Annotated in this window: 18 protein-coding genes; 12 read left to right on the forward strand and 6 right to left on the reverse strand. The window is 43.2% G+C overall.

Annotated elements, in window-relative coordinates; genetic code table 11:
- Positions 1–182: 182 nt before the first annotated feature.
- From greA to Q0895_RS02295, 5 genes are all read left to right on the forward strand, one after another.
- Positions 183–659 carry a transcription elongation factor GreA gene (gene greA / locus Q0895_RS02275; RefSeq protein WP_299185184.1) on the forward strand — a complete coding sequence of 159 codons (477 nt, stop codon included), beginning with the start codon at positions 183–185 and terminating at the stop codon, positions 657–659.
- Positions 660–961: 302 nt separating this feature from the next.
- Positions 962–1,894 carry a hypothetical protein gene (locus Q0895_RS02280; protein WP_299185185.1) on the forward strand — a complete coding sequence of 311 codons (933 nt, stop codon included), beginning with the start codon at positions 962–964 and terminating at the stop codon, positions 1,892–1,894.
- 194 nt (positions 1,895–2,088) lie between these two features.
- Positions 2,089–3,357, forward strand: coding sequence for a putative DNA modification/repair radical SAM protein (locus Q0895_RS02285; protein ID WP_299185186.1), 1,269 nt, complete (start codon positions 2,089–2,091; stop codon positions 3,355–3,357).
- An 11-nt stretch (positions 3,358–3,368) separates the two neighbouring features.
- A complete protein-coding gene (locus Q0895_RS02290; protein ID WP_299185187.1) occupies positions 3,369–4,241 on the forward strand; it encodes a TIGR03915 family putative DNA repair protein in 873 nt (290 codons plus the stop codon).
- Between the two features lie 139 nt (positions 4,242–4,380).
- Positions 4,381–5,757: a glycosyltransferase gene (locus Q0895_RS02295; protein WP_299185189.1), complete on the forward strand. Its 1,377-nt coding sequence runs from the start codon at positions 4,381–4,383 to the stop codon at positions 5,755–5,757.
- Between the two features lie 60 nt (positions 5,758–5,817).
- Here Q0895_RS02295 and Q0895_RS02300 read toward each other — a convergent pair whose 3' ends face one another.
- Positions 5,818–6,474, reverse strand: coding sequence for a cupin domain-containing protein (locus Q0895_RS02300; protein WP_299185191.1), 657 nt, complete (start codon positions 6,472–6,474; stop codon positions 5,818–5,820).
- The gene (locus Q0895_RS02305; RefSeq protein WP_299185192.1) at positions 6,449–7,189 is read right to left on the reverse strand and encodes a gamma-glutamyl-gamma-aminobutyrate hydrolase family protein; all 741 of its coding nucleotides are present in this window, start codon (positions 7,187–7,189) and stop codon (positions 6,449–6,451) included. Before Q0895_RS02305 ends, Q0895_RS02300 begins: the two co-directional genes overlap by 26 nt.
- A 482-nt stretch (positions 7,190–7,671) precedes the next feature.
- Between Q0895_RS02305 and Q0895_RS02310 the strand changes: the two genes are divergently transcribed.
- The 6 genes from Q0895_RS02310 (at position 7,672) to Q0895_RS02335 (ending at position 15,802) form a co-directional block, all read left to right on the forward strand.
- Entirely contained in the window at positions 7,672–9,015 is a 1,344-nt protein-coding gene (locus Q0895_RS02310) for a glutamine synthetase family protein (protein ID WP_299185193.1), read from the forward strand.
- Between the two features lies 1 nt (position 9,016).
- On the forward strand, positions 9,017–10,387 hold the full coding sequence (locus Q0895_RS02315; protein ID WP_299185194.1) for an FAD-binding oxidoreductase: 1,371 nt from the start codon (positions 9,017–9,019) through the stop codon (positions 10,385–10,387).
- A 190-nt stretch (positions 10,388–10,577) separates the two neighbouring features.
- Positions 10,578–12,071, forward strand: coding sequence for a Na+/H+ antiporter NhaC family protein (locus Q0895_RS02320; RefSeq protein WP_299185196.1), 1,494 nt, complete (start codon positions 10,578–10,580; stop codon positions 12,069–12,071).
- 129 nt (positions 12,072–12,200) lie between these two features.
- Entirely contained in the window at positions 12,201–13,073 is an 873-nt protein-coding gene (aguB, locus tag Q0895_RS02325; protein WP_299185349.1) for an N-carbamoylputrescine amidase, read from the forward strand.
- Positions 13,074–13,156: 83 nt separating this feature from the next.
- Positions 13,157–14,260 (forward strand): agmatine deiminase, encoded by a 1,104-nt coding sequence (gene aguA, locus Q0895_RS02330; protein WP_299185198.1) that lies wholly within the window; start codon positions 13,157–13,159, stop codon positions 14,258–14,260.
- Positions 14,261–14,428: 168 nt separating this feature from the next.
- Complete coding sequence (locus tag Q0895_RS02335; protein ID WP_299185200.1) at positions 14,429–15,802, forward strand: NAD-dependent succinate-semialdehyde dehydrogenase; 1,374 nt, start codon at positions 14,429–14,431, stop codon at positions 15,800–15,802.
- Between the two features lie 79 nt (positions 15,803–15,881).
- Here Q0895_RS02335 and Q0895_RS02340 read toward each other — a convergent pair whose 3' ends face one another.
- The 3 genes from Q0895_RS02340 to Q0895_RS02350 all read right to left on the reverse strand — a co-directional run bounded on the left by Q0895_RS02340 (position 15,882) and on the right by Q0895_RS02350 (position 20,634).
- A complete protein-coding gene (locus Q0895_RS02340; RefSeq protein ID WP_299185202.1) occupies positions 15,882–17,324 on the reverse strand; it encodes an APC family permease in 1,443 nt (480 codons plus the stop codon).
- Between the two features lie 348 nt (positions 17,325–17,672).
- Positions 17,673–18,935: a 4-aminobutyrate--2-oxoglutarate transaminase gene (gene gabT / locus Q0895_RS02345; protein WP_058369700.1), complete on the reverse strand. Its 1,263-nt coding sequence runs from the start codon at positions 18,933–18,935 to the stop codon at positions 17,673–17,675.
- Positions 18,936–19,158: 223 nt separating this feature from the next.
- Positions 19,159–20,634, reverse strand: coding sequence for an NAD-dependent succinate-semialdehyde dehydrogenase (locus Q0895_RS02350; RefSeq protein WP_299185203.1), 1,476 nt, complete (start codon positions 20,632–20,634; stop codon positions 19,159–19,161).
- A gap of 273 nt (positions 20,635–20,907) precedes the next feature.
- Between Q0895_RS02350 and Q0895_RS02355 the strand changes: the two genes are divergently transcribed.
- Positions 20,908–21,678 (forward strand): IclR family transcriptional regulator, encoded by a 771-nt coding sequence (locus tag Q0895_RS02355; protein ID WP_299185204.1) that lies wholly within the window; start codon positions 20,908–20,910, stop codon positions 21,676–21,678.
- Between the two features lie 18 nt (positions 21,679–21,696).
- Here the strand turns inward: Q0895_RS02355 and Q0895_RS02360 are convergent, their stop codons facing one another.
- Entirely contained in the window at positions 21,697–22,932 is a 1,236-nt protein-coding gene (locus tag Q0895_RS02360; RefSeq protein WP_299185205.1) for a CaiB/BaiF CoA-transferase family protein, read from the reverse strand.
- Positions 22,933–22,967: the final 35 nt, after the last annotated feature.

Raw genomic sequence — 22,967 nt, forward strand, 5'->3', positions numbered from 1 at the left:
ACTGCGACTATGCTTTTTATCACGTAAGCTTACTGTAAGATGCTATATCAATTGTTAGATCATTAACGTTTTAAGATTAAACAGCGCAAACATCACCTTTTTTATATTTCACATTTATTGCGATAACACCGACACCATCTCATTATGAGGTGGTGTGATGTTATTGGTTTAAGGAAAAAAACATGCAACGTTACCCTATGACTCCACAAGGACATGCTGCTTTAGAAGCCGAATTAAAACAGCTAAAAAGTGTCGACCGTCCACGTATTACTGCTTCTATCGCTGAAGCTCGCGAGCACGGCGACTTGAAGGAAAATGCTGAGTACCATGCCGCACGCGAGCAGCAAGGATTTTGTGAAGCACGTATTCGCGATATCGAAGCCAAGCTTGGCGCAGCACAGGTCATCGATCCGTCGACCTTGCCAAAAGATGGTCGTGTGGTGTTTGGTGTCACTGTTGTCATCGAAAATATGGACACTGAAGAAGAGAAGCGTTATAAGATCGTCGGCGATGACGAAGCTGATTTTAAAGCGGGTAAAATCTCTGTCAACTCACCGATTGCTCGTGGCTTGATCGGTAAGTTTGAAGGCGATGAGGCACGTATTGAAACACCAAAAGGTGTGGTTGAATATGAAGTGATGGAAGTCATTTATAACTAGTGCTAACGCTAGTTACGTCAGATATTGGTTTTTAGTTATTGGTTATAATAGTTTTTGATGACTGCTTATCGTTTGTCGATTACACAATTGTTCTTTATTATTAGAACTTTTTGAGTGCATAATTGTTAAGACTTACTTTAGTATGACTTGTAAAAATTGACAGCTAGGCAATTATATTGTCGGTTGTTTTTTGCCCCTTGCCCTTGTGAGCTGACATACTCTATATCGTCAGCTTACAAGGGTTTTTATATCTTTGTCATTTATATTAGTTTTACTTATTATTCATTGAAAGGACTCACATTATGACGACTAGCCTTGTCGCCACAAACAGACGTAACAACATCAAACCGATATATATCAGCACTACTCTTGTTAGCATCTTGACTGGCTTTGTGCTCACTACTTCTACTGCGAACGCTGCACCCGAGGTGGCTATTAGCCATCCTAACAATGGCACTACTACCGTAGTTGAGCATTATACTGACGGTAAAACAGCTACTATTACTGCGACGCCGCATGGTATTACTATGCAAGATGGCGTGCCATTTTCGACCACTAAAATCTCTACGATCCCGCGTTATACTATTCATCATGGCACTACTCAAGGCAGTACAACTATCACGACACTTCCAGTCAATACCATACCAGTGACCAAGCAAGTAACTCAAGCAGGTGTCTTGACGACTCCTGTAAATACAGTGGCCCAAGTGCTACCTGTCACTCATAATAATGAGATGCCTGTTATAGCTCAGACAACTATCAGTCAGTCAGCTAATGACCAGATCGTTATCGGTCAACCTGCTAGCAATCAATTGTTAACGACGACTTTAGATAATTTACAGTTGACCCCAACGTTTAGTACCCCTGGCATTGTCAATGCTCAGACTAAAGTCATGAAGATATTAAAAAATAAAAACGGCCGTGAAGTGGCCGTACCAGCCAATCATGTCGCGCCAGGCGATGTCATTGAATACCACACCACTTATAACAATATCACCGCGCAGCCTGTTAATGATATCAATGCCATGGTTTCACTGCCAAATAATGTACAGCTAGTATCACTAAATAGCCCTCTACCCACGCTTGCGACTACTGACGGTGACAGCTATCAAACCATTCAGCAAGTTGGTAATACCGTTGTTATCCAAGAGAACTATTCTGGTCTTAAGTGGAACTTGGCCAATCTTGATGCAAATGCGCCACAGACTGTGATCATACGCGCTAAAGTTCAATAAAAATGTAGCGGAATTTAAAACTTGAAAACCGTTAAACTTGATAAAAGGTCTTGTCTGCTATTTTAATAGTCAATAAGGCCTTTTTTTATACGACACTACCTGTCGTGTTATATCCCTAATTCTTCTATAAATCCAATGACTTAGCGTTAATTTTGATAAAATAGTACTCTACTAATGAATGGGCACTATAACTTATGGCAACCATCAATTACGATCGATTACAAGGTAAATTGAACATCTTAGCCGACGCCGCTAAGTATGATGTTTCTTGCTCATCATCGAGTGGCACGCGTAAAAATCAAGGTGGCGGACTCGGTGACGCTTCTGCGACAGGCATCTGTCACAGCTATACCGAAGACGGTCGCTGCGTGAGTTTGCTTAAAATCTTACTGACCAATCACTGTATCTATGACTGCGCGTACTGCACCTCACGTAAAAGCAACGACACCCCGCGTGCGGCATTCACGGTTGAGGAAGTGGTCGATCTCACTATGCAGTTTTATCGCCGTAATTATATCGAAGGGCTGTTTCTCAGTTCAGGTATCTTTAAAAGTGGCGATTACACGATGGAGCGCTTGGTCGAGGTCGCCAAGATATTGCGTACTCGTGAGCGCTTTAATGGTTATATCCATCTCAAAACTATCCCCGGCGCTTCAAAAGAGCTATTGTTAGAAGCAGGACTCTATGCAGATCGCTTGAGCGTCAATATCGAGATTCCAACCAAATCGGGGCTGGCTTTGCTCGCACCAGAAAAATCGCACGACGAGCTAAAAGCACCGATGGAAACGGTAAAAGAAGAAATCATCACAATCAGAGAGAGCCGAAAGACCCATAAAAAAGCGCCCAAATTCACCCCAGCGGGCCAGACCAGTCAAATGATAGTTGGCGCTAGTAACGAGACCGATCTGCAAGTGATTCAGTTATCGAGCCATTTTTATCAGACTTATGATCTCAAGCGCGTTTACTACTCAGGGTACGTGCCGATGCTCTCTGATAACCGCTTGCCAGCGATAGGCACGCCTGTGCCGATGGTGCGTGAAAACCGTCTGTATCAAGCCGATTGGCTAATGCGTTTTTATGGTTTTGGCGCACACGAAATCGTTGAGCCTGAGTCGCCATTTTTGGATTTAGACTGTGATCCAAAACTCGCTTGGGCTATCCGTCATCGCGAGCATTTCCCTGTCAATATTCAAACAGCAAGCTACGAGATGATTGTACGCATTCCAGGTATTGGTACTAAGACGGCAAAAAAAATAGTCAAAGCGCGTAAGTTTAATCAGTTGACGCTTTACCATCTCAAAAAAATGGGCGCTGCGGTCAATCGTGCCAAATACTTTATTGCTACTACAGGTAAAAACGAGCATCTTGCGCATTTAACACGTGACAACTTTCGTCAATATGTACTGGCGCAGACGCAGACTAAGTACAAGGATCAACGCAGTGGGCAACTGGCACTGTTTTAAAAGGAGCGTATATGCTAGAGCTGGCCCCAAACACCGCGTACTCTGTTGGTCAATTGACACCCAGTATTGTGCTTTATGAGCCAAGTTTTGAAGGTTGGCTGAGCGCGGTGTTTTATGTTTATGCCAATAAGCTACAAAACGACGAAGCATTACAATTAATCGCTCAAGATTGTTATGTGCCTTCATTGATTGCTCAAGCAACCAGCGTTGTGTCTAATGAAGAAAATGCTGAACGTGTATTGGTAAAATTAAACCAACTATTGGGGCGCTCTGGCATGCGCAATTTACTTTGGGGATTTTTATCCGAAAAAGACCATATCGGCACGACGTTGTTTTGGATCGTCAAGTACGCTATTGACTACCCTAGCCGCCATATTATGCAGGACTTAGGCAACTTGCATGTACTGGAGCTGGTGCAGACGGTCAAATCTGTTGACCGTGAAAAACACCGTATGGAAGCCTTTGTGCGTTTTGAGCATACAACCAGTGACATCTATTTTGCACGCGTTGAGCCTGATTTTAACGTCTTGCCGCTAATTGGGGAGCACTTTCGGCAGCGTTATCAGGATCAGCACTGGGCGATATACGACTTAGCGCGCGGTTATGGCATCTATTATGATAAAAGCCAAAGCACACCGTCGCATCCTGCCGAATTGCAAACCATCACTGAGCTTGATGATGCTGTCTTACGCAACCCTGCCAGCATACATAGTGAGGATGAACTGCGCTATCAAAAATTTTGGCAAGGCTACTTTACCAATGTCAATATTAAAGAGCGCAAAAACCCTCGTTTGCACAAACAGTATTTACCGCAGCGCTATTGGAAATACTTAAGCGAGAAGCAAATATTGCCCAATGCTGAACACCTGCAAAAGCGTCGTTAGCCATTTATTAATTCTTATGACTGTAAAAACCCGCGCTAATAAGACGATTTGTAACCTCTAATCGGTCTTCATGGTTGAGTTTTCAGTATTTTTAACTGACAATAGCAGCTTGATATCCTAACTGGTGGCTCACGCTATTATGAAAGTTATGCGCTTACTGTCGTCCTTAAAGCATGATGAATCCGAACGTGGTATTTTTCATCTTGGACGCGCTTTGGCCAAAAACGGACATACCTCTATTATTGTCTCTAGTGCTGATGATGATAACGATTTGGTCAAACGTTTAGAGCGAGATGGCAATATATACCATCAGCTGCATATGTATAAAAAGTCATGGTTATCGATACTACAAGTTGCTCCCTTACGTCATCTTATCGAACAATACAATCCTGATATTATTCATGTGCATTCACGTACGCCTGCTTGGATATTGCATTTGGCCTTGCGCCGGGCACGCGTAAAGCATCGGCCAAAGCTAGTCTCAACCATGTATGGTTTTTATTCAATTAATAAATATTCACAAGCACTACTGGATGTCGATACTATTATCACCGTATCGGATAGTGTGACAAATTATTTGAGAAAAGGACTACAGCGCGAAGAAATCGACCCAAAATCCATCAAGCGTATCTACCGCGGCGTTGATACGCGCCGTTATCCATATCGGCATAATCCGTCTGTATACTGGTTGCGCCGTACTTTTGCAGAATATCCTGAGCTTGAGCATAAAAAATGGCTGGTTTTCCCCACTATTATCGGTAATGAATATGGACAAGAATGGCTGATTGACATTTTGGGAAACCTACAAGAACAATTTCCTAATATCCACGTTATTATTATGGATGAAGACCATAGAGATGGTGACGTGGCGCATGAAGACTTTCGTCAACGTACTAACACGCTAGGTTTGGCCGAACGTATCACTTATGTCGGTCGTAAACGTAACGACATGCGCGAGTGGCTGTCAGCGGCCAATATCGTTATGGCGCTTGCTAATCAGCCTGAATCTATCGGTATCAATGCGCTACAGGCGATTCATCTAGGTACACCAGTGGTCGGTTGGGATCAGGCGGCTTTTAGTGAGATTTTGCAACCGTTGTACCCGCAAGGATTGGTCAAAAAATACAACGCTCAAGCTCTATGCAAAGTCGTTAAAAGTCAGTTGGAAAGTGTCACTCGTCCTGAAATGACAGATAAATTTACCATGCGTCAGATGATCAAAGAGACTATTGAAGTTTATCAAGGCTTGTATGAAGCATTGCAAAAAGAACAAAAAGCGTTATTAGATGCTCACTCTTTACAAAGATCCAAAAAGCATTTAAAGGCTGCCAGTCCCCCTTTTATCGATGCTAATGATAAAAGGTTAACAAATACAAAAATTGATCTATTAAAAAAGTCGCCAAAAGCGATGGACGACTTTACGGCGAATAAAGAACAGACTAGTAGTGATAAAGCTGGCGCTACTAATAAAAGTAAAACAGATAAAAGTAAAACAGACAATAACCATTACAAATAACAGCTAAGAACGAATAGCGTCATATCTTAGTATGGCAGCGGCCTTATTTAATCGTTTTGCCTAATAAGTCGTTGGCGTATGCGCACTTACTATATGAGTCACCGTATCACTAGGATTAATAAAGGTATGCGGCTTCATGGTATCAATCACATAACTGTCTCCTTTATTTAGCAAGTACGTGGTCTCCTCGATGCGAATAAGAATCTTGCCTTCGATGACCGTACCAATCTCTTCTCCTTCATGAGCGATTTTTTCTTCTGTTGAGCTGTTGGGCTGATAAGTCTCAATCAAAAAACCCAAATTTTTTGTTGTGCTGCAGTTATATACCTGTTTAAGCGACACTCTGCTATTCGGTTCACTAAGCTCAATCAAGTCTTTGGGAGTCACTACTACTCTTGCTTTAGGTTCTTTCCACTCGTCACTAAAAAAAGTCGTCAAATCAGAGCCTAGCACTGATAAGATCGCTTTTAGTGTATTGACGGCTGGACTCACCTTATTGCGCTCAATGGCGCTGATCGAGGTATTGGTCAGTCCTGCAAGCCTTGCAAGTTTACGCTGTGAATAACCTTTAGCAAGGCGCAGTTGATTGATTTTTTTACCAATATCTTCTTCTGGTCGTTCATCCGCTTCACTGGCTGTCTGAGGTTTTTCGGAGACGACTGTATCATCTAAGTTGGTTTTATCTGAAACATTATCTAGAGAGTTTTTTGCTGGCATGTTGAATAAATTCCGTGAACAAAAATTTGGACAAGTTATCTTGCGCATAATTTAACTCAGGATGCCATTGTACACCAATCATAAAAGGATGTTGTACTAAGCTTATTGCTTCTACTAAACCATCAGGTGCTAAAGCTTCCACAAATAAGCGCTCTCCCACTTTATCGATGGCTTGTTTGTGCAAGGAGTTGACATGCCATTCTTTACCAAACTCCGCCAACCTTCCTTCTGGTTGAATTAAAACATCGTGTACAGGCTGATACTGCACCTCAAGAGGCGCCGTACTGTCTTCTAGATGCTGCTCATAAAACCCTTCCACTTCGCGCCAGTCCGGATGTAGCGTACCCTCAAAATGAACATTCATCTCTTGTAGACCACGGCATACCGCTAATAAAGGCGTACCTGTCTTATCTGCATGAGCCAGTAACTTAAAGCTCAGATCATCACGACCCAAATCTTGTTTTTCTTCAAGATGCGTTGCGCCATAACGGGTTGGCGCAACGTTACTGTAGCTACCCGTCAATAAAATACCATCAAAAATTTCTAATAATCCATCGAAGTTTGCACTCTCAGCAGCTGTGTTTGGTAGCAATATAGGATTGCCGCCATAAAAATTCACAGCATCGATATATTTTTGATAAACCGACTGTGACGGCTGACCATCAACCATCTTGTAACAAGAAACAATAGCGATAACAGGTCTAAAAGTATGCATGACAATCTTCCTTGAATGTAACATCTGAATCTAAAAACCCAGATTGGATGAACTTATAATGGATTAAAATTTAACATACTCTCTCGCAAAATGTAAACTATAAACTTCATTATTAATCTTGAAGAATAATAATGAATATAATAAGTTCCTTATGAATAGTTTTAAATAAAAATTGACATATATAAATTTCAATCATATATTGGAGGATATCAGTAAAACAAAAGACACATTCTATACATTAAATACATTGATGAAGAGTGATATAGATAGAAGTTAAGTTATTAATATTATTGATAAAAACTGACAAAACGTGCCTATTAGGCACTTATAGAAAGTCAGCAATTTTTATCCATAGCATCACTTGTAGTCACTGTTTTATTTGAAATCTTTTATGACTTTTATAAAAAAGTTATACATGACAGCTATTAAAGACTTAATAGCAACACCCCAAAAAATCTTGAAAATGAATAGGAATTAGAGACATGACGACAACCAATGGAATGGTCGAATCTGCAAACAACACTGAATATGTCTATGTGGCTGCAGGTGATATTAATGGTTTGCTTCGTGGTAAGCGTATCCCTTTTAACCAAATGGAAAAAGCTCAGAACGGTAGTATCCGTTTGCCGTTGTCAATCTTAGGCGTCGACATTTGGGGCGCTGATGTCATTGAATCCTCGCAATCAAATGGAGACATCGATGCTATTGCCCGCCCAACTGGACGAGCTGCCTATCCACTTATCAATACCAACGCACCATCTTCATTACTACCTGTTTGGCTCTATACCGAAGACAACGAGCCATATTATGGTGATGCTCGACATGTATTGGACTACATCAGTAAAAAATTTAAGGCACTGGGCTTGACACCAGTCATGGCAACTGAGCTTGAGTTTTATCTGCTTGATTACACAGAAGGAGAAACCCCAAAACCACCTATTCGCCCAAAGAGCGGGCTGCGCCTGAATAAAACCTCGATTTTAAGTATCAATGATTTATTACAATTCGATGATTTCTTAGATGAAATATATGCTCAGTGTAAAAAACTCGATATTCCAGTTGATGCAGCGCTGGCTGAGAATGGTTGTGGGCAATTTGAAATTAATCTATTACACGTCGATGATCCATTAAAAGCTGCAGACGATGCTATCTTGTTTAAACAGGTTGTCAAAGCTGTCGCTGCCCGTCGTAAACTAACCGCCACATTTATGGCGAAGCCTTTTGGCTTACAATCAGGCAACGGCTTTCATGTCCACTGTAGTCTGCTTGATAAAGATGGCAATAATGTCTTTGATGATGACTCAGAAGCTGGATCAGATATGCTACGTCATGCGGTAGCCGGTCTGTTAAAAACCATGTCAGATTGCACCATATTATTTGCACCGCATGTCAACTCTTATCGGAGGTTCACTCCAGGTACACTTGCGCCAAACAACATCTCATGGGGGTACGAGAACCGTACGGCAGCTGTGCGTATCCCAGGCGGCGATTCTAAAGCACGCCGAATTGAGCATCGTGTATCTGGTGCAGATGCCAACCCATATTTGGTCTGTAGTGCAGTCCTAGCAGGCATGCTATATGGCATCGAAAACAAGCTTGAAGTCCCAGAACCCATCAACAGTATTACTTATGACGATACTGAGCTTAAAACTTTGCCCTTGGATTGGTTATCAGCCATTCGTAAGTTTGAAAGTAGTGATTTGATTGACTCATTATTTCCAAGCGAGATGATTGAGCTGTTGATCGCTGTCAAAAAACAAGAAGCCAAGCGCTTTGCTCAGCAAGTTACTAACCTTGAATACCTCACCTATTTACAGGATGTCTAATATGTCAAATAGCAATACTACACCGTCTATGGATCAAAACACTCAGCCAAATAAGCCGTCCAATAACAAACGCAATATTCCGCATTATTCAGACAAAGGGCAATATCCTGATAGCTATTACGCTGCCAGCCGTAATCCTAAGCCTGACAGACCGACTCTAAAGGATGACATTCAAACAGAGATTTGTGTGGTTGGCGGTGGTTATAGTGGTTTATCAGCCGCACTACATTTAATCGAGACCGATCATGAAGTCGTCGTTCTTGAAGGCGCTCAGATTGGCTGGGGTGCGTCAGGACGTAACGGCGGTCAGATCGTCAACGGTCTCAACGCCAGCCTACAAAAGATCAAAAAATCTTATGGCCAACAAAACGCAGACTTCGTCGGTAAGCTTGTGACTCGCGGTGGCAAAATCATTCGTCGTTTTATCGCTGACTACAACATTGACTGTGATTTAAAAGAGAAAAACATCTTTGCAGCTCTAAACAATGGACAGCTAAGAGACTTGCAAGAAACACATGCACTGTGGGAGAGCCACGGCATGCATGATCGAGAAATGTTAGACAAGTCTGGCATTCAAGAGCACATAAAAACAGATGCCTATGTAGGCGGCGTCATTGACCACTCAGGAGGGCACTTTCATCCGTTGAATCTAGCACTCGGTGAAGCGGTTGCTGTCGAACAAGGCGGCGGTATCATTTATGAAAATACGTTAGTCGTCGATATTGAATACTCTGATGACTCTATCAAAATCATTACCGAATTTGGCACAGTTACTTGTAAGCAGGCTGTTATTTGCGGCAATGCTTATTTAAATAAAGTCATTCCAGAACTGACTGACCGCGTGATGCCAGTATCAACACAAATCATCGCGACCGAACCTTTGGGTGATTTGGCAGATCAACTGCTTCCAACCGATGTCTGCGTTGAAGATGTGCGCTATATTCTTGATTACTACCGTCTTTCTGCTGACAAACGTATGTTATTCGGTGGTGGTACAGTCTATGGTGGTCAAGACCCGTCTGACATTACAGCCAAAATCAGACCCAATATGAACAAGATATTTCCAGAATTACGCGATGTCAAAATAGACTACGCGTGGAGTGGCAACTTTGCCTTGTCTTTTTCTCGTGTACCGCAGTTAGGTAAGTTACATGATCGCGTGTTTTTCGCGCACGGCTATAGTGGTCATGGCGTGACAGGTTCGCACCTATTTGGACAGATACTCGCCGATGCTATCAATGGTAAGACTGCAGAGTTTGATACTTTTACTAAGATACCATGGATACCTTTCCCAGGCGGCCGTGCATTAAGAGTACCTTATTCTATGATGGGTTCATGGTGGTATGCCTTAAAAGATCGTACTGGCATGTAGACCAATAAAATAAATTGATAGATAATAGTTTAGTTTTTTAATTTTTCTGAGGATCGTTGTTACATTACACCATCATAGCAAAGGAGTGTTGTGATGGGCTCAATAGCCAGTTAATTCATGACTGCTATTAAGATGAGTTATAGAGCACATTATGTTCTATAAAAAATGAGGTTTTACAAGGAGTGTAACTATGAATATGAAGTTCGATGATGCTGTTGAAGGACTGTTTCATAACAAACGAGTGTTTTTAACGGTAGTAGCGGGCATAGCCATCTACCTTGCCTTTGTTTGGCTTTCAAGCACCCGAGATGCATCGGAATCTTGGGGTGCATTATCACTGTTACCAACGCTACTAGTTCTCATCACTGCGGTTATCTCAAGACGTCCGTTTGAATCGATGATAGCAGGCTGCGTCGCTGGTCTAGTGATGCTCAATCCTTTCGATCTGGTCTCACCTTTTGCCGACAATATCTCTATGGTTTTGGGTAATGAGACGATTATCTGGATCGTTTTGGTCTGTGGTCTTATGGGTGGTCTTATTCAACTGCTCGAGATCAGTGGCTGTCTCGATGGTTTTAGTGAATGGCTACAAAAAATTATCAAGTCGCGCCGGCAGTCACTTTTGGCTACTTTTGCTTTGGGTATTGTGGTTTTTATTGATGACTATCTAAACTGTCTGGCCGTATCAACTTCTGTCAAAAAACTAACAGATGCTTATGGCGTATCACGTGAAAAACTGGCTTATATCGTTGACTCTACAGCGGCGCCCATGTGTGTGATTGTTCCTATTTCTACTTGGGCTGTATATTTTGCAGGTTTGTTAGAAGAAAATAACGTCGCAGGAGATGGCGCTGGTTTAGGGCTTTATATCAGTGCTATTCCTTATATGGCATATGCTTGGTTTGCCCTGCTTATTGTATTCTTAGTTGCAACTGGTGTATTTGGCAACTGGGGTCCAATGAAAAAGGCTGAGAAACGTGCCCAAGCTGGCAACCCTGTCCCTGAAGCCTTTGTAGAAGAGCAATTAATCTCAAACGTCAAAGCCAAACGCAAGTTGTCATTTAAAGCCAATATCTTAAACTTTGCTTTTCCTATGATCTTATTGATCGTCTCAACCATCTACTTTGAAATTGATTTATTAAGAGGCGCGTTATTGACGTGTTTTGTGACGGTTCTGATATATTGGATGCAAGGTATTTTGAGTTTTGAGACCCAAGTTGAAGCGATCTTTAAAGGCTTTAAAGTCATGTTATATCCACTCTCAACTGTGATTGGTGGCTTTTTTCTAAAAGCAATCAATGATGAGCTTGGGATGACTATGTATGTTATCGAATCTATCACGCCGTATATGACCGTTATCATCTTCCCTGCTGTCATTTTTGCCGTTATGGCCTTCTTAACATTTGCAACGTCATCGAGCTGGGGTCTATATGTCTTAGCGATGCCGATTGTCTTCCCAATCTCTATGGCGCTAGGGGTTAGTACGCCACTTATGATTGGTGCCTTGTTATCTGCCTCTTCGTTTGGTAGCCATGCTTGTTTCTTTAGTGATTCATCACTATTAGCCGCGCAAGGCGCTGGCTGTTCACCCATGCAGCATGCTTTTACACAGTTCCCTTACGCACTGTTTGGTGCTGTACTATCTGTCATGACTTTTTTAGGCTTAGGGTTTATGATGGCTTAGATTTAGCGTAGCGTTATTACCGAACCGTTAGACTGTGGGCAATTACCGACTGGTAGTTGTCCACTAGCGACTCTTTAATAGGGTTTTTTGTCCGACCTTAGTTATTCGTCAATAGATAAAAGGAATTAGATTATGCGTAATGTAACCGTAGCTACCACCCAAATGGCTTGTGGTTGGGATAAACAACAAAATATTGATACTGCGACCGACTTGGTTACCAAAGCGGCAAAGGATGGAGCCAATATTATCTTACTGCAAGAATTGTTTGAAACGCCCTACTTCTGCCAAGTTCATGACTTCGATTATTTTAAACTTGCTACCTCCGTTGCAGAGAATACGGCCATTACCCATTTCAAAAAATTGGCCAAAGAGCTAGAAGTAGTTTTACCGATTAGCTTTTATGAAAAGTCAGGCAATACGTTTTTTAATAGTATCACCATAATCGATGCCGATGGCGAGATACTTGGCACTTATCGTAAGACGCATATACCAGATGGCATTCCTTATGCTGAAAAGTTTTATTTTACCCCAGGCGATACTGGCTTTAAGGTGTGGCAAACCAAGTACGCCAAAATTGGGGTCGGAATTTGCTGGGATCAATGGTTCCCTGAGTGCGCGCGTAGCATGGCATTGATGGGTGCTGAAATATTATTTTACCCAACTGCTATTGGTGATGAGCCAACACTAGATATCGAATCAAAGGGGCATTGGCAGCGCTGTATGCAAGGACATGCAGCAGCCAATCTAATGCCAGTGGTGGCGTCTAATCGTATTGGCTCTGAGACCGTCACACAAAAAGGCGTTGATAGCGTTATGTCGTTTTATGGTGGCTCATTCATCACTGATGGCCGAGGCGAGATAATCCAAGAAGCATCGGCAGATAAAAATGAAGTCCTCAGTGCCACTTTTGACTTAGACAAACTTGCTCGTGAACGTCAAGAATGGGGCGTTTTCCGTGATCGTCGTCCTTCTATGTATGGCACTTTACTTACTCATGGCTAAGCTGCACGTAATGTCAAACTGTGACTGAGATAGGTCATACAAAAATTGTTTCTTAAAAGATTACTGCTAACAAGGTGACTTATATGTCTGAACTCATTCAAGACTCAACTCCAATAGACGACGGTTTTTATATGCCAGCCGAGTTTGAGCCCTTACAAAAAGTGTGGATGATCTGGCCTTATCGAGAAGACAACTGGCGTCAAAAGGCGGTCCCTGCCAAAGCAGCTTACAAAGCGGTAGCAATGGCTATTAAGCCCTATTGTAAGGTTGCAGTTTTAGTCAACCCTGATGACTACCAAGCTTGCCGTGATAGTTTGCCAGCTGATATTGACGTCATCTCCATGCCGAGCAATGATGCGTGGGCGCGGGACATCGTACCGACATTTTTAATCAATGATGTAGGTGAGCTACGCGGCTGTGATTGGACGTTTAATGCGTGGGGCGGAGACTACGATGGCCTTTATGCACCTTGGGATGACGATGATAAGTTAGCAGCGCGTCTATGTGATTATTTAGACATTAAACGCTACCGTACCGAAAACTTTGTGATGGAAGGCGGCGCGTTTCATGTTGATGGTGAAGGCACGGTATTAACCACACGTATGTGTCTGCTCAGTCCTGGACGTAATCCGCATCTTAGCGAGTCTCAAATTGAGGACAAGCTAAAATCTTATCTTAATGCCCAAAAGGTACTATGGATTGATGACGGTATCGATCCTGAAGAAACCACAGGCCATATTGACGACATCGCTTGTTTTGCACGCCCTGGTGAGGTGGTTTGCTTATTTACCGATGACCCTAAACATCCGTTTTTTGAGGCCACTCAAAAAGCCTATGAACAACTCTCAAACATGACAGATGCTAAAGGCAGACGTTTGAAAGTCCATAAGCTTTGCTGTACCCAAAAGCCAGTTACTTTGCCCAAGAACTATGACATAGTACAGTCTGATGATGCTAAAGCGCGTCATACAGGTGATGTCTGTATTGCCTCGTATGCCAACTTTTTAATCTGCAATGAGGCTATCATCGTCCCGCAATATGATGATATCAACGACAGTTTAGCCATTGCACAGCTTGAAAAAGTCTTCCCTCATCATCAAGTAGTGGGAGTAAGGACAAAAGAGATTGTTTTTGGGGGCGGTAACATTCATTGTATTACCCAGCAGCAACCCGCTACTAAGCAATAACACTCAAACGACAGTAAATTTGCTAGAGATGTTAGCTATTCATACGATTTAGTATTTTACTGTAATAAGCTTTACCATTTATAGAAACACTTACAAACTTTATAGAAATACTATAAACGTAAAATGTTTAAATGATAACCAAAATGGATTTTAATCAAAGGAATATTTATGAGCGACTATCAAGTGAGCAACCCTGCAACTGGCGAAATTGAAGCCACCTACCCGACAGCAACTGAGCAAGATATTCAGCACGCTATCGCGCAAGCAGACAACGCTTATCAAGATTGGCAAAAAACATCTCTTAGCGAGCGTAGTGCGATACTAAATAAAGTCGCTGACATTTATATTGATCGTCAAGATGAGCTGGCCCGTATCGTTGCAAACGAGATGGGTAAACCTGTTGGGCAGGCCAAAGGTGAGATTGGCTTAGTTGCTGAGATTTATCGCTACTATGCAGACAATGCTGAGCAGCTATTGGCACCAAATACGATCGATGTTGACCAAGGTTCAGCGTCCGTAGAGAAGTTGCCAGTTGGTGCATTGTTTGGCATTATGCCGTGGAACTACCCACATTATCAGGTCGCACGTTTTGTTGCGCCAAATGTAATGGCAGGCAATACCATTATTTTAAAGCATGCACCTCAGTGCCCCAATACCGCAGAAGTCATTGTCGATATCTTAAAAGATGCAGGCCTGCCTGATGGCGTGTATAACAATGTCTTTGCTACCAATGAGCAAGCTGCGACTATTATCGAAGACAGTAGAGTACAAGGTGTCTCATTAACAGGCTCTGAGCGCGCAGGACAAGCGGTTGCAAAAATAGCGGGCGGCGCGCTCAAAAAAGTTGTATTAGAGCTTGGTGGTTCTGATGCCTTTATTGTTGCAGCAGATGCTGATATTGAGCAAGCCGTTCAAGGCGCTATCGAAGGACGTTTTGGCAACACCGGACAAGCTTGTAATGCGGCCAAACGCTTAATCATCGTCGATAGCGTATACGATCAGTTTGTCAAAGGCTTTACCGATGCGGTACGTGGAATGAGCCTAGCGGATCCCCACAATGAAAAGACTTTTATTGGACCGATGTCATCGAAGAGTGCAGCGGAGAATCTACAAGCGCAGTTAGACAGTGCTATTGAAGCGGGCGCAACCGTACTTGTTGAGGGTGGCATGGTTAAAGACAAGCCTGGCGCGTGGTTCGCCCCGGCGGTACTGACAGACGTTGATGATTCAATGGATGTCTATCGCGAGGAGCTATTTGGTCCTGTCGCGGTCATCTATAAGGCTCGTGATATCGCTCATGCTATCAAAATTGCCAATGATGTTCCGTTTGGTCTTGGCGCCTCAATCCAGACCCAAGATTCAGCTTTAGCAGCACAGATTGCTGAGGAGTTAGAAGTGGGTATGGTGACGATTAATTCACCGTCTGGCTCTGAAGCCAATACCCCATTTGGCGGTGTTAAACGCTCAGGGTTTGGTCGTGAGCTTGGTACCCTTGGTATCACTGAGTTTTTGAACTACAAATTGATTCGTGATAAATCGTAATTAATAAAGTCATTCTTTATACAAACAAAAAGCCTAACATTTGATGTTAGGCTTTTTTGTGATTAGGACTATAACGAATTTATTTTTTGTAAGGATTGTCTTGTAACCATTGCTGATTGACAACCTTTAACTCTTCTAGCTCCTCTGCCATGACCACTTTGCTTTTACCTGGATTTTTCATCGACTCATAAGCAAAGAAGATGATACCCAATATGGTCCAACCAAGAAATATCGACCATTCAATTCCAGAGAGTGCCGATGGCATACCGGGTAGATATAATACAAACAAGCCAAGACTGAGAATAATGGTAATCATACCAACAACTTTGCCTGCTGGAATCTTAAACGGACGTACCATATCAGGCTCGCGATAACGCAATACTAAAAATGATACTGCTACCAAAGTATAAGCAATAACGACGCCAAAACCACCCGCTGTGACGATCCACACTAGCATTTTACGACCAAATAATGGCGCAAGCGTCGCAAGGCCACCGATAAGTAAAATTGCATTAATCGGCGTCTTATGTTTAGGATGTAATTTACCTAAAAAAGCTGGCAACATGTGAGCTTTAGACATCGCATAAAGTAGACGGCTACCACCAATTAAGAAGGCATTCCAGCTTGACATGATACCGAGTACACCACCGATGACCAGTAAGACACCTGCCCATTTACCCTGCCATGCGGTTTCCATTGCATCAGCAGTACCTAAAGAGGAGGTTTCAGCTAGCGCCAACGGTAGCGTCACGCCTACACTCCAAATGACAGCGATGTACCAAACTACCGCGACAATTAACGAGACAATTAAAAATTTACCGATATTTGGACGGGTTAAGTTCATCTCTTCTGCTGCCTGCGGGATAACATCAAAACCCACAAACATAAAGGGAACCATGACGATAACGGCCATAATACCGCCAATACCACCAATGAACGCAGGCGACAACTCAGTGTTTGTCGTTTCAGGATTAAAGAGCAGTGCCCCTATAAACAATAGAACACCAACGATTAAAATACCAGCCACTGCGGTTTTTTGAAACCAAGCACTGACTTCCATACCACGAGTGTTCAGCCAAGTCACTAAGATAGAGCCTGCCATACCGACGCCTGCCCATGTCGCATAGACATCCCAACCTGCTACATTCCATAGATACCCTTGATTATAATTCGGTATCAAATACTCTACTACGGTAGGTAGAGCAACGGCTTCAAAAGCCACAACCGATAAATAACCAAAGAGCATACTCCAAGAGCATATAAAGGAGACATTGACCCCCAATGCGCGATGAGTATAAGTGTGCTCACCCCCTGTAATCGGCATAGACGAGGTCAGCTCAGCATAGGTCACACCGATCATAACGACCGCAAGTCCACCGACTAAGAACGCGGTGATAGCGCCCCACGTCCCTGCTGAGACGACCCAGCCACTAGCCAAAACGACCCAGCCCCAACCTACCATAGCACCGAATGCTAAGGCGATAATATCGACTACCCCTAACGATTTTTTCATTGCAGACATAACTTGCTCCTTGTCCGTGTATCATCCGTGTCAACCTTTTACGGTTAAGCTGGCTTGATTTGATATCTAAAACCTACCGCTTAGACCCTAATACTCACATTACTTGTTTGGTATTAGCGCAAGCAATGGCTTCTCATTACTGTAACTTAAAATATAAACTGACAAAAACAACAACGGCGTCTTGATTTACAAGACGCCGTTATAGAGCTTATATTCAGAATTAATACTCCAAAAGCGTCCCTGCTTTTATATCTATACCTTACCTTTTAACCAAACTAAAAATTTAGTTAAAAACGATACAGTCGTTACGATATGTTTTAGCACAAAGTCGCTAAAACTGTATAGTAATTAAGCGGTTAAGATACCTTTGATAATATCAAGACCTTCTTGTAGTACCTCATCTTCGACAGTTAGCGGTACCATGATACGAATGGCGTTACCATGCATACCACAAGACGCTAATAGTAGTCCTTGTTCAAAAGCTTTTGCTTTTAGGTTAGCTGTTGCATCCGTATCAGGCTTGCCATCACTATCAATCAGTTCAAACGCTAGCATCGCGCCTTTATAGCGGATATGACCGATACTGCTTAGATTCAAGTCTTTTAGGAAATTTGCGATTTTATCGCCAATCTCAACACTACGCTCAAGTAGATTTTCTTCTTCGATGACCTCTATCACTGCCAAAGCAGCCACGCAAGCAAGCGGGTTACCAGAATACGTACCGCCCAAGCCGCCTACTTGAGGCGCATCCATGATATCGGCACGGCCAATCACAGCAGAGATAGGATAGCCACCGGCTAAGCTCTTCGCGCTAGTCATCAAGTCAGGCTCGACACCTAGCTGCTCGCATGCGAATAAAGTGCCCGTGCGCGCAAAACCGCACTGTACTTCATCAAAGATAAGAACAATGCCATGCTCATCACAAATCTCGCGCAGTGCTTTGGCAAACGATGGCGTCACTTGGTGAAAACCGCCCTCGCCTTGTACTGGCTCGATAATCATCGCTGCCACTTCGCTAGGATCGATATCCGCTTGGAAAATCATCTCAAGGCTATGCAGCGCTTGTGCTTCGGTGACGTTCAGCTCTTCTGCTGGAAATAACGCATGAAAAACAGGGCCTGGCATCGGGCCAAAGCTCTTTTTGTATGGTAGGACTTTACCCGTCAAGCTCATACACATGGATGTGCGGCCATGCCAGCCACCGACAAAAGAGATGATACCTGGGCGTCCTGTTTTGGAACGAGCAATCTTGACGCAGTTTTCGACCGCTTCTGCACCAGTGGTTAAAAACAAGGCCTTTTTATCACCGCTGATAGGCGCCTTCTCACATAGCTTTTCGGCAAGATCAACATAACACTCGTAGTTCATTATCTGCGCGGCTGTATGCGTAAACTTGTCTAGTTGCTCATGGACACGCTGGGTAATTTTTGGATGGCTGTGACCAGTATTGAGTACTGAGATACCGCCTACAAAGTCGATATAACGATTACCTTCAACGTCCCAAACTTCAGAATTTTTTGCTTTTTCTGCAAAAACAGGAAACGCAATACCAAGCCCTTTTGGCAACACAGCTTTACGACGCTCAAACAATGATTGATTGGTAGTAGTCATAGGAATGTCCTTTTCTTTATTTTTAACATAAGTGCCAGTTATTAAGTGGCGGTTCTTGAGTAACGATCTATCTAATAAATACTAGATACCAGAATGTATTAATTTTAATTAATACTAAAAAACTTTAAAACGTCGACCCTCAGCTTAAAATTAATCGGTAAATTATTTAAAAAGCTGAGGGTCAAAAACTAACTATCGAAAACTAAATACGCTAGACAAACTATTAACTGATATCAGAACACCAATACTTGGTCACAACATATTCTTCGATACCGTATTTAGAACCTTCACGGCCGAATCCTGACTGCTTCACGCCGCCAAATGGAGCTACTTCTGTAGAGATAAGTCCCGTATTATGACCGATGATACCGTACTCAAGACCTTCCGAGACGCGCCATGAGCGAGCATAATCTCCGCTGTAGAAGTAAGCGGCCAATCCGTAAATCGTATCGTTAGCTCTACGAATCACTTCTTCTTCGTCGTTAAAGGTAAATATGGTAGCGATAGGACCAAAAATCTCTTCATGAGCAATGTCCATATCACTACTAAGATCAGTAATGACAGTCGGGTTATAGGTCAACTCTGATGCGCTATTGATACTACCACCAGCGATTAGTGTTGCGCCTTTATCCAATGCATCTTTGAGTAGTGCTTGTACCTTATCTAGTGCTTTTTTGTTGATTAAAGGACCGATATCCACGCCTTCCTCTAAGCCGTTACCAACGTTCAGTTCAGCTACTTTTTTGACAAACACATCCAAAAATTCATCTTTGATGCTGTCTTGGACATACACACGGTTGGCGCACACACAGGTTTGACCAGCGTTACGATATTTAGAAGCAATCAAGCCTTCGGCTGCTTTTTCAAGATCTGCGTCATCAAAAACGATAAATGGAGCATTGCCACCCAGCTCTAATGACAGCTTTTTGATAGTTGGGGCACACTGAGCCATCAAAGTACGGCCTACTTCCGTAGAACCTGTGAATGATAACTTATGAATACGAGTATCGCCTGTGAGGATGTCACCGATCGTTGATGATTTACCAGTAACGACTTGAATGACACCAGCTGGAATACCAGCCTGCTCTGCTAACGCACCTAAGGCTAGCGCAGAAAATGGAGTTTCAGTGGCCGGTTTGATAATCATCGTACAGCCTGCCGCTAATGCAGGTGCAGCTTTTCGAGTAATCATCGCTGCTGGAAAGTTCCAAGGCGTAATGGCTGCACAAACACCGACTGGCTGCTTGAGAACGACATGACGCAGTTGGGATTGATTAGCAGGAATCACATCGCCATAAACGCGCTTGCCTTCTTCGGCAAACCAGCGAATAAAGCTATTGGCATAACCAATCTCACCGCGCGACTCGGTCAAAGGCTTGCCTTGTTCTGCGGTCATAATGATTGCAAGATCTTCTTTATTTGCATCAATGAGATCTGCCCATTTTTGCAATAATTCTGCACGTTCTTTTGGTGTTTTTGCAGCCCATGCTGTTTGTACGTCGTGCGCATAGGCGACAGCGTCATTGACGTCTTCGGTGGTAAGACTGGGAATAGTGCCAATAACGTCCCCACCAAAAGGGTTACTTACTTCAAGAGTGGCTTCATCACTAGCAGCATGCCATCCATCCTTAATCAAGCAGTGTTGCTTAAGCAGGTCTGGGTTTGACAACTGTAGAGTAGATTGTGACCGTTGTGACATTTTGACGCTCCTTGTCGATTGGACTAATGGCATATTATAAAGGTAGATAAAACGGTTATTAGTAGCTTTAATAATGAGATCGTTTTGATACGACTCTACATAAATAATTATTGATAACTGTTATATTGTTCAATATACTGAACATAGATTCTATATATGAGACATCATTATAAGAATGATGGGATCCATTTTGCAACCTTTATTCTCATTTTCATGACCATTTAACGCTTTATTTTTATTATTCTTAATTTTACTCATTTTTATAGGCCACTTATGAGCTCAACCGCTGTTCCTGCATTAGACAAAACTTTTCAGATTCTAGATTTGATTACGGCAAGCGCCCAGCCTTTGACAGCCGCTCATATTGCTAAAGAATTAGAACTTCCTCGTAGCTCAACTCATAATATCTTGCAAAGCCTGCTTACCAAACATGTAATCTACAAAGACGCTGAAAATCGTTTTCATTTAGGCTCTTATTTGATGTACTGGGCAGGCAAATATGAGCAGCAACAAGGTGTGATCCAGCTATTTAAAGACTTAATCGTACAGTATCCTGCCCTACTACAGCATACCGTCACGCTATCTAAACTGGACTTAGGAGAAGTGGTATTTTTGGCCTGTCATGAAGCCCCTGCGCCGCTCGGCTTTACTTTCCGTGCTGGGGTACGTGTGCCCGCCGTATTTTCGGCAACGGGTAAAGCCATGCTCTCAACCTTACCTATAGATACTATAGAGACGATATATGAGGGGCAATTTCCTAAACCGCTAACCCCAAATGGCGTCGACAACTTTGTCAGCTTTGCCGATGAGATGGCAGCTATTCATGACAGCCGTATTTCATTAGATGATGGACAGCTACGCGAGGGTATGTATTGCTTAGGTACTTATATTCGTAATGCCTCTGGACACGCAGTCGCTGGCATGGCAGTCAGCTTTTTGCAAATTGAATATGAAGCAAAACGCGCTGAGGTTAGCGCTGTTCTGATCGAGCTTGCCAAACAGATAGAGCAGCGCTTAGGCTTTATACCTTCATGCTCAGCCTAACTTTGTCGTCCATTTTAACTAAACAATACCGTCTGCTTTGAGTTTGGCTATCGTCTCACTATCATAACCAAGATCTGCAAGCGTGCTATCGGTATGCTCGCTTAGTCGCGGCGGCGGTGTACGATAAGTTACTGGAGAAGCTGATAGCTTAATAGGACTACCAAGCGCTCTTACCGGACTGCCTTGTGCGGCAAAGTCAACAATCATCTCACGTGCTTGCGCTTGCGGCATCGCTAGAGCTTCAGCAATGTTATGAATGGCACCGCAAGGAATACCTGCCTGCTCTAATGCCTCTAACCAATACGCACGCGGCTGCTCAGCAAACTTCTTAGCCAGCGCACTGCATAGCAGCTCTCGCTCGGCCACTCGGGCAGGATTGGTCATAAAACGGCTGTCGGTATGCCAGTCTACGCCTAGTACGTCGCAAAGTTTGGCAAACTGACTGTCGTTACCGCATGCTAATATAAAGTGCTCTTCACCTTGACCTGCAAACACTTGATAAGGCACGATGTTTGGATGCTGATTACCCAGTCTTGGCGGCACTTTTTCTGAGGCCAAATGGTTCATACCGACGTTCGCCAGCATGGCTAAGGCACTATCTAATAGTGCCACATCGACGTGCTGGCCAAGGCCAGTATGTTGACGCGCCAATAGTGCTGCCTGAATACCGATGGTCAGCTGCAAGCCTGCAAATAAATCGACGACCGCAACGCCGACCTTGTGTGGTTCACCATCGCTAGGACCGGTAATACTCATCAGCCCCGACAAGCCTTGAATAATATAATCATAACCAGGGCGCTTGGCATCCGGCCCTGTCTGACCAAATCCTGTCAATGACGCATAAATCAAGCGCGGATTGGCTTGTTTGAGGCTCTCATAGTCCAAACCGTATTTTTTGAGACCACCAACCTTAAAGTTCTCTACCACAACGTCACTATCAGCGATAAGCTGCTTAATGATAGTCTGTCCGGCTGGCGTGGTGATGTCGACTGTGAGCGATTTTTTATTACGGTTAATAGTTGCGTAATAAGCAGAAGTATCATCGCTAAACTTGGGCGGTGCCCAATGGCGCGTTTCATCACCGATACCGGGACGCTCAACTTTGATGACTTCTGCCCCAAGATCAGCGAGCACTTGTGTAGAAGATGGTCCGGCTAATACTCTTGATAAGTCGAGCACCTTGATACCATGCAGTGCGCCTTTTGCTGCGTGGTCATCAGTTTGTGACATAGAAGGTTGCGATGTTGTATTCATGATATTCCCTTACCTTTTTAGAAGCATTTAGATAT

Origin of the sequence: uncultured Psychrobacter sp., assembly GCF_947495825.1 — a bacterium.
Lineage (GTDB): Bacteria > Pseudomonadota > Gammaproteobacteria > Pseudomonadales > Moraxellaceae > Psychrobacter.

Coding starts and splice junctions, on each gene's coding strand:
- Q0895_RS02350 (WP_299185203.1), bottom strand. CDS start 20,634: ATGTCACAACGGTCACAATCTACTCTACAGTTGTCAAACCCAGACCTG.
- Q0895_RS02305 (WP_299185192.1), bottom strand. CDS start 7,189: ATGCATACTTTTAGACCTGTTATCGCTATTGTTTCTTGTTACAAGATG.
- Q0895_RS02360 (WP_299185205.1), bottom strand. CDS start 22,932: ATGAATACAACATCGCAACCTTCTATGTCACAAACTGATGACCACGCA.
- gabT (WP_058369700.1), bottom strand. CDS start 18,935: ATGACTACTACCAATCAATCATTGTTTGAGCGTCGTAAAGCTGTGTTG.
- Q0895_RS02290 (WP_299185187.1), top strand. CDS start 3,369: ATGCTAGAGCTGGCCCCAAACACCGCGTACTCTGTTGGTCAATTGACA.
- aguA (WP_299185198.1), top strand. CDS start 13,157: ATGTCTGAACTCATTCAAGACTCAACTCCAATAGACGACGGTTTTTAT.
- Q0895_RS02320 (WP_299185196.1), top strand. CDS start 10,578: ATGAATATGAAGTTCGATGATGCTGTTGAAGGACTGTTTCATAACAAA.
- Q0895_RS02355 (WP_299185204.1), top strand. CDS start 20,908: ATGAGCTCAACCGCTGTTCCTGCATTAGACAAAACTTTTCAGATTCTA.
- Q0895_RS02340 (WP_299185202.1), bottom strand. CDS start 17,324: ATGTCTGCAATGAAAAAATCGTTAGGGGTAGTCGATATTATCGCCTTA.
- Q0895_RS02315 (WP_299185194.1), top strand. CDS start 9,017: ATGTCAAATAGCAATACTACACCGTCTATGGATCAAAACACTCAGCCA.
- Q0895_RS02335 (WP_299185200.1), top strand. CDS start 14,429: ATGAGCGACTATCAAGTGAGCAACCCTGCAACTGGCGAAATTGAAGCC.
- Q0895_RS02300 (WP_299185191.1), bottom strand. CDS start 6,474: ATGCCAGCAAAAAACTCTCTAGATAATGTTTCAGATAAAACCAACTTA.
- Q0895_RS02295 (WP_299185189.1), top strand. CDS start 4,381: ATGAAAGTTATGCGCTTACTGTCGTCCTTAAAGCATGATGAATCCGAA.
- Q0895_RS02280 (WP_299185185.1), top strand. CDS start 962: ATGACGACTAGCCTTGTCGCCACAAACAGACGTAACAACATCAAACCG.
- greA (WP_299185184.1), top strand. CDS start 183: ATGCAACGTTACCCTATGACTCCACAAGGACATGCTGCTTTAGAAGCC.
- Q0895_RS02310 (WP_299185193.1), top strand. CDS start 7,672: ATGACGACAACCAATGGAATGGTCGAATCTGCAAACAACACTGAATAT.
- Q0895_RS02285 (WP_299185186.1), top strand. CDS start 2,089: ATGGCAACCATCAATTACGATCGATTACAAGGTAAATTGAACATCTTA.